Consider the following 6,553-nt stretch of genomic DNA (forward strand, 5'->3'; position numbering starts at 1 on the left):
AACCAACGAAGATATAATCTCCCAAGGCCGGTTCAGTGGAAATTCATATAGTACAAATTATACATCGTCGTGGTTTTTAAGTAAGATAACGTATCCTACAACAGAAGAAGTAACATTTAACTATAATTCAGGTCCACAAATTATATGTGTACCGACAGTTGATTATATCTACATTAAAAAAAATGGATATTCTACTTCTGTTCCTATTAGCTGTTATAATCCACCATTTAGTGAAGTATATGCAAATGAAAGTACTATTACAACTCATAATGTAAAGATTAATACCCAGATTTTAAAGGAAATAATATTTCCAAATGGAAAAATGGAGTTTAATTCCGTTTTAGATCGGATCGATTTAAAATGTACTACAGGGAATGCGGCAAGACTATCCAATATTAAATTGTATAGTCAAAACTCAAGTGGATATGACCTTTTAAGGACCTTCAATTTCTCTCAAAGTTACTTCAGCTCCTCTTCCGGAGATAATACATTATCAAAACGCTTAAAATTTGATCAGTTTTATGAAATAGGTGAAGGCAACAAAAAAACAGGTAGATATGACTTGTATTACAACAATGTAACTCTGCCAGATAAAGACTCGAAAGCTAGTGACCACTGGGGATATTTTAATGGCTCTACTGAAAATAGTATTATTCCCACTAGTACATCTAAAAATCCAAATTCTACTTATGTCAAAGCGGGCTTGTTGGAGAGTCTAATATATCCAACAACTGGAAAAGCGACTTTTGTTTTTGAAATAAACGATTTCTCTAATTTAGGCTCAACTTTAGCTTGGACTTCATCTAACAGTGCTAATACAGGCCTAATTGGAGCGGGTGTTCGTATTAAAAGCATAACAACTGCAAGTTTAGATAATCCCTCTGAACCTTATCTGAAAAAGGAATTTGACTATAATAAAAATAATGGGGGTGTTGCTTCCTCAAGTGGGCAGATTATGTCAAATATTAATTATCATATGCCAAATAATACAGCTTCAAGTTATCAAAATACCGGAGTGGGGGGATGTGCACAGTATTATGGAACAATTATACGTTATTATAGCGATATTTTCTATTCCAGTTCATCCGTACCAATTAGTGGAGACGCTCAGGGAAATGTTGTTGGCTATGATTTGGTGACAATAAAAGATGTCGGAATAAATTCCACATTAAAAACAGTAGATGAGTTCAATAATTACTCATTGGCCAGTTCTCAAATATATCCAAGGGTACCAACCAATAATAATAACCTTAATGGATTACTAAAGTCAAGAACCAGTTATACTACTAAAGGTGGTCTTGAATTTCCTATTAAAAGAACTGATTTTGAGTATTCTGTACAAAGTTCCGATTTGGTGAGAAATTATATCTATGGTTCGTCTATAACTGGGGGGGCAATGTTGTTTGGCTATGATATTGTATGTCAGTGGATTACGAATAGTAAGAAAACAGAGACAGATTTTGATCCAGATGGCGGCACTAATAAAACCACGAAAATTTCAAATTTTATTTATGATAATTCAGATAAGCAAAAGAAAAAAGAAGATTATATTGATAGTAAGGGTGACTCCTACTCAATAAAATATTTGTATCCTAAAGATATGGTTTCATTAGGATTCACTATTCCTTATCGGACTATGCAATCAAGGAATATGATCGGAGTTGTCGTACAAAAGGAAGAGTATAAAGGTGAAACACTATTAAATAAGACATTTACTGATTATGCTACTAATTGGCCAAAGAATCCAAGTTTAATCTTACCCAATGCTGTTAGAAGTCAGTTCATGCAGGATAATCCAGAAAATAGATTAAACTATCACTCTTATGATAATAAGGGAAATATTTTGACTTTTTCTTATGAGCGAGGGCCTAAAACCTCTTTTTTATATAGTTATAATCAGCAATACCCTATCGCAGAAATAAAAAATGCAGATATATCTGAAATTGAAAATATTCTGGGAGCGGATAATATCCGAGTTTTTGGTAATCTTCCAAAGCCCGATAGAAATGATATTGACAATTTTATTCTGCCTTTAAAAGCTGGATTGCCTAACGCGATGATTAGTACTTACTCCTATCAACCGGTAGTTGGAGTGACTAGTAAGATGGATGAGAAGAATCAAATTTCATACTACGAATACGATGATTTTGAACGTTTAAAGAATATTAAAGATCAAAATAAAAATATTATAAAAAACTTCCGATATAACTATAAGGAGATATTAGTTCTTTATAAGAATGATGCGAAAAGTGTGGTCTTTACAAAACAATGTACAGAAGGACAAGGAACTTTGGTTACCTACACGGTTGCGGAAGGCAAATATACATCAACAGAAGGCGTTGCGTCAGCGAATGCATTAGCTGATGCGGATATAGCAGCTAATGGCCAGAACTATGCCAATGCTAACGGAACTTGTGCTCCATTCGATTATACAGTTACTGCAACGTCTATATCTACACCTGCCTGGACAATCGTAGGGTATCTAGTTAATAAGTCTACTAATAAAAGTTATCTTTTAATTGCCGGTGCTAATCCCGAAAGAAATGCAGTTGTACCTGCTGGAGAATATAGGCTGGATTTAAGTTGGGATACGATGGCAGAAGCGGGAAAATCTTATTTAATAAATTTAAATGGGAACGTTCGAACAGTGCCGACCTCCTCAGCGAGTAAAATTTCATTTGATGTAACTGTTAATAGCGATTATTATATAACTGCCCAACACCTCTAGAATTATGGAAAGAATAAATAAAAATAGGCAGTCATATATGGCTTTCAAATCTAACGCCCCTAAAATGAAAAACACGTTAAAGACTACTTTATATCATATATTCAGCATTCTTGTTTTGCTAACATTGAATTGTATTCAAGCCAATGCCCAACAGGAGCAGGACAGAGAGGTATCTGTCTATAATAATGATACTGAAATTACTGCTCGCGGTAGCGTTACCTTAAAGCCCGGGTTTTACATCCCGTCGGGAAAAACGGTACGGATCTATACGACCGGACTGAGTTTTGAAAAGTGTGTCGCGGCGATTAATACTTTAAATACGGTAAGTGCCAACCAAAATTACATCCTAACTAAAACCTTTAAGAAGAAAGGGATTCTCACTGATGGTGACACCCGACAAGACCTAAGCACTTGTGATGTTAACCAGACCGTCCAATATATCGATGGATTAGGAAGGCTTCTTCAAACAGTAACTGTACAGGGAAGCCCAGGCTTTCGGGATATGGTTACCCCCATAGCCTATGATGCTTTTGGAAGAGAAGCCGTGAAATATGAGCCTTATGCTGCGGTGAGCAATGGAGGTGCTTACCGCACCGACGCCTTAACAACTGGTGCTGGGCAGGCGGCCTTTTACGCCGGTACGGCCGGTATCAAAACCACAACCAAACCTTTTTCAGTTACGGTCTTTGAAGCCAGTCCTTTAAACCGAGTTGTTGAGCAAGGGGCACCAGGAGATGCTTGGCAGCCTGCAGCCAGCCGCACGGCTACAACGGGAAGAACAGTGGTGAGTGAATATGGAATCAATGCAGCCGCTGATACGGTTAAACTGTGGACAGTGAACTCTTCTGGCGCCTCATCAGTAGGACCCTATGTCAATGGCAAACTGTATAAAACCAAGAGCAAGGACGAAAACTGGGTGAGTGGAAACGGGGGTACTGTGGATGAATACAAAGACTTTAATGATCATGTGGTGCTCAAAAGAGTATGGGAAACCGATACCAAAAGCCTGTCTACCTATTATCTGTATGATGACCTGGGGAACTTGCGCTATGTATTGCCTCCGGCAGTAAATGAGAACGGCTCCAGAACCAACAGTTTTACAGAAAGTGATGCGGTTTTTAAGAACTTCATTTATGGTTACCACTATGATGGCCGCAAACGCTTAACCGAAAAACAGGTTCCCGGAAAAGGCTGGGAATACATGGTCTACAATGCCCTAGATCAGGTGGTGCTGAGCCAGGATTCCCTGCAAAGAGGATCGGGAAAATGGAACTACAGCAAGTATGATGCTTTCGGCAGGGTGATCACTACCGGATTATATACCCGTACCCTGGCCAGACCGGCAATGCAAACTGAAGTGAGTACCGATGGACTGACCAACAGCCTTTGGGAAAGCAGGCCGGATGCTGCAAACTCAGACTATAGCAATGTCGCTTTTCCAAGAACAGCTACAGAGCCCCAGGTGATCAGTTATTATGACAACTATTCTTTTGCAGGGAACAGCTTTGGTCTGCCAACAGGAGATCAAATGCCTGCTGCCCGTACCAAGACCCTACTTACCGGAACCAAGGTGAATACCCTTGGAACAGCCACGATGCTTTTAACGGTCAATTACTACGATGATGAAGGCCGGGTGATCCAAAGCAAAAGCCAAAACCATGTAAATGGAACTGATGTGGTGGACAATACCTATGATTTCATTGGACAGCTGAAAGCCAGCAAACGTACCCACGCTGGAAATGGAGCGACCACCACCATCGCGACCCGCTATGACCTGGACCATATGGGCCGAAAACTGGCCACCTGGGAATCGATCAATGGTGCACCAGAGATTGCCCTGAATAGGATGTCCTACAATGAACTAGGGCAAGTAATCAAGAAATCAGTACATAGCAGCGATACCACGAATTTCCTTCAGTCAGGTACTTATGCCTATAATGAAAGAGGCTGGACAAAGACTTATACTTCCCCGCAGTTCAGCTATGATTTGAAATACCAGGATGGTACCACAGCTCAGTTTAATGGAAATATCGCCAATCAAAGCTGGGGGGTTAATGGATCCAATCCCAATACTTTTACCTATGGCTATGATAAGCTGAACAGGTTACTCAGCGGAACCAGTACAGGCATTGTGATGAGTGAAGTGCTGACTTATGATGTGATGGGTAACATTGCCAGTTTAAACAGAAACGGAACCTTAGGAACTTATGACTATACCGGTACAGGCAGTAAGTTGAAGCAGGTGACTGGTGGACTGGCCACAGGGCTTTACACTTATGACGGCAATGGTAATGCCAAAGTAGATGGAAGGACAGGAGTAACCCTAACCTATAACCAGTTGAACTTACCAGCTACAGCCAGCAAATTAGGTTTAACCATGGCTTATACCTATAATGCCACTGGTACTAAGCTGAGAAAAATAAGCAATGGAGCAATCCGGGATTATGTTAGTGGAATAGAGTACGATGGTACCAATATCGATATCATCCATACAGACGAAGGCCTGGCCAGAAGAAGTGGAGCTACTTACAGTTTTGAGTATAATCTGACGGACCATTTGGGTAATGTACGGTTGAGCTTCTACAAGAATCCTAGTGCTGCTTTGGAAGTTTTACAGCGAACCGATTATTATCCATTTGGAAAAACCTTGGTTGCAAAAGATGGACCGAACAAGTATCTTTATAACGGCAAGGAGTTGCAATCGGAGTTTAGTGCTCCTAATAAGGATGGACAGCTTGATTATGGAGCAAGGTTTTATGATCCGGAGATAGGAAGGTGGAATGTAGTGGATCCGTTAAGTGAGAAGAGCAGGCGTTTCTCTCCTTATGTTTATGGAAATAACAATCCAATTAGGTTTATTGATCCAGATGGAATGGACGCAGTGCCACCAACGGACTACCTAAATGAACAAGGAGAGCAAATAGCTGGCACTAACGACGGTATTGATAGACAGGTTACTGTTCGGGATTATCAAAGGAAATCATTTGAAGCTAAAATGAGTAGTCTTACAAAACTTGGTTTACGTGATAATAGTCTTTCAAATTCATACTTAAGTAATGAAATTGATAATGAGAATTTTGCTAATACAGCCGATGTAAGAAATAAGATTGGTGACGCAGCAGAATCTCATATAGGAGACAAGAGTTGGAATTTGGAAAACAAGAAGGGTGATTTTTCTAGTGGTATAGAAAAATGTAATCTTTTTGTCTCAGATATGATTAAAGAAGGAGGAGGAGTTGCTCCTACTAATGACTACACTGGTAGATATCCACTTCAAGCAGGCAAATGGGGTAAAGAAAATTCCTTTGTGAAAGGTTGGGTTGTTCTACAACCTGGAGTTACACCGCAGCGTGGGGATATAGCAGCATATTCATTTGGATATAGTGATGCAACGGGTCATGCCGCAGTAGCCACCGGGAAAAGCACTGCCGTGGGAACAAGTGATTCCACCCACCAAATCAATAAAAGTGGCTTTGATTTCCGAGGAGGGGTGCCACCAGGGGCTAAAGTAATCTTTAGAAGATATATTGGATATACTAACTAGAAAACTAAAACTATTATGTTATACAAGATTCATAATTTGATTTTAATAATATTTATACTAAATATTTTTCAATCCTGTAATGCAAAAGATAAGAAACGCTTGCCAATTTATAGCAAAAAGGTAAATGCCAAGAAAATAGAAAAAAGCGACGATAATTTGCCTTTTGATTCTTTATTGAGAAGAGTAAATAACAGGATTAATGGAATTTGGGATCCCCCTATTCGTATGTATGGAGATAAAGATTTCATGATAATTTATGATAATTCTGATAAGTATTATAA

The 6,553-nt window shown here is 39.2% G+C and carries 3 protein-coding genes; all 3 read left to right on the forward strand.

The genetic code is table 11. The features are described 5' to 3' along the window. Window positions 1-2,728 (forward strand): DUF5977 domain-containing protein (locus tag DBR11_RS29580; RefSeq protein WP_158275275.1); only part of this gene is annotated, 2,728 nt, incomplete at its 5' end. Window positions 2,729-2,792: 64 nt separating this feature from the next. Continuing rightward, window positions 2,793-6,272 (forward strand): DUF6443 domain-containing protein, encoded by a 3,480-nt coding sequence (locus tag DBR11_RS12360; protein WP_158275276.1) that lies wholly within the window; start codon window positions 2,793-2,795, stop codon window positions 6,270-6,272. Between the two features lie 15 nt (window positions 6,273-6,287). Then, window positions 6,288-6,553, forward strand: a 266-nt coding sequence (locus DBR11_RS30140; RefSeq protein WP_233260733.1) for a hypothetical protein, incomplete at its 3' end; no start/stop codon positions are given.

The organism is Pedobacter sp. HMWF019 (genome assembly GCF_003061025.1).
Lineage (GTDB): Bacteria > Bacteroidota > Bacteroidia > Sphingobacteriales > Sphingobacteriaceae > Pedobacter.

What these genes read in the sequence shown, in the direction of transcription:
- DBR11_RS12360 (WP_158275276.1), top strand. Translation starts at nt 2,793, where the DNA reads ATGAAAAACACGTTAAAGACTACTTTATATCATATATTCAGCATTCTT.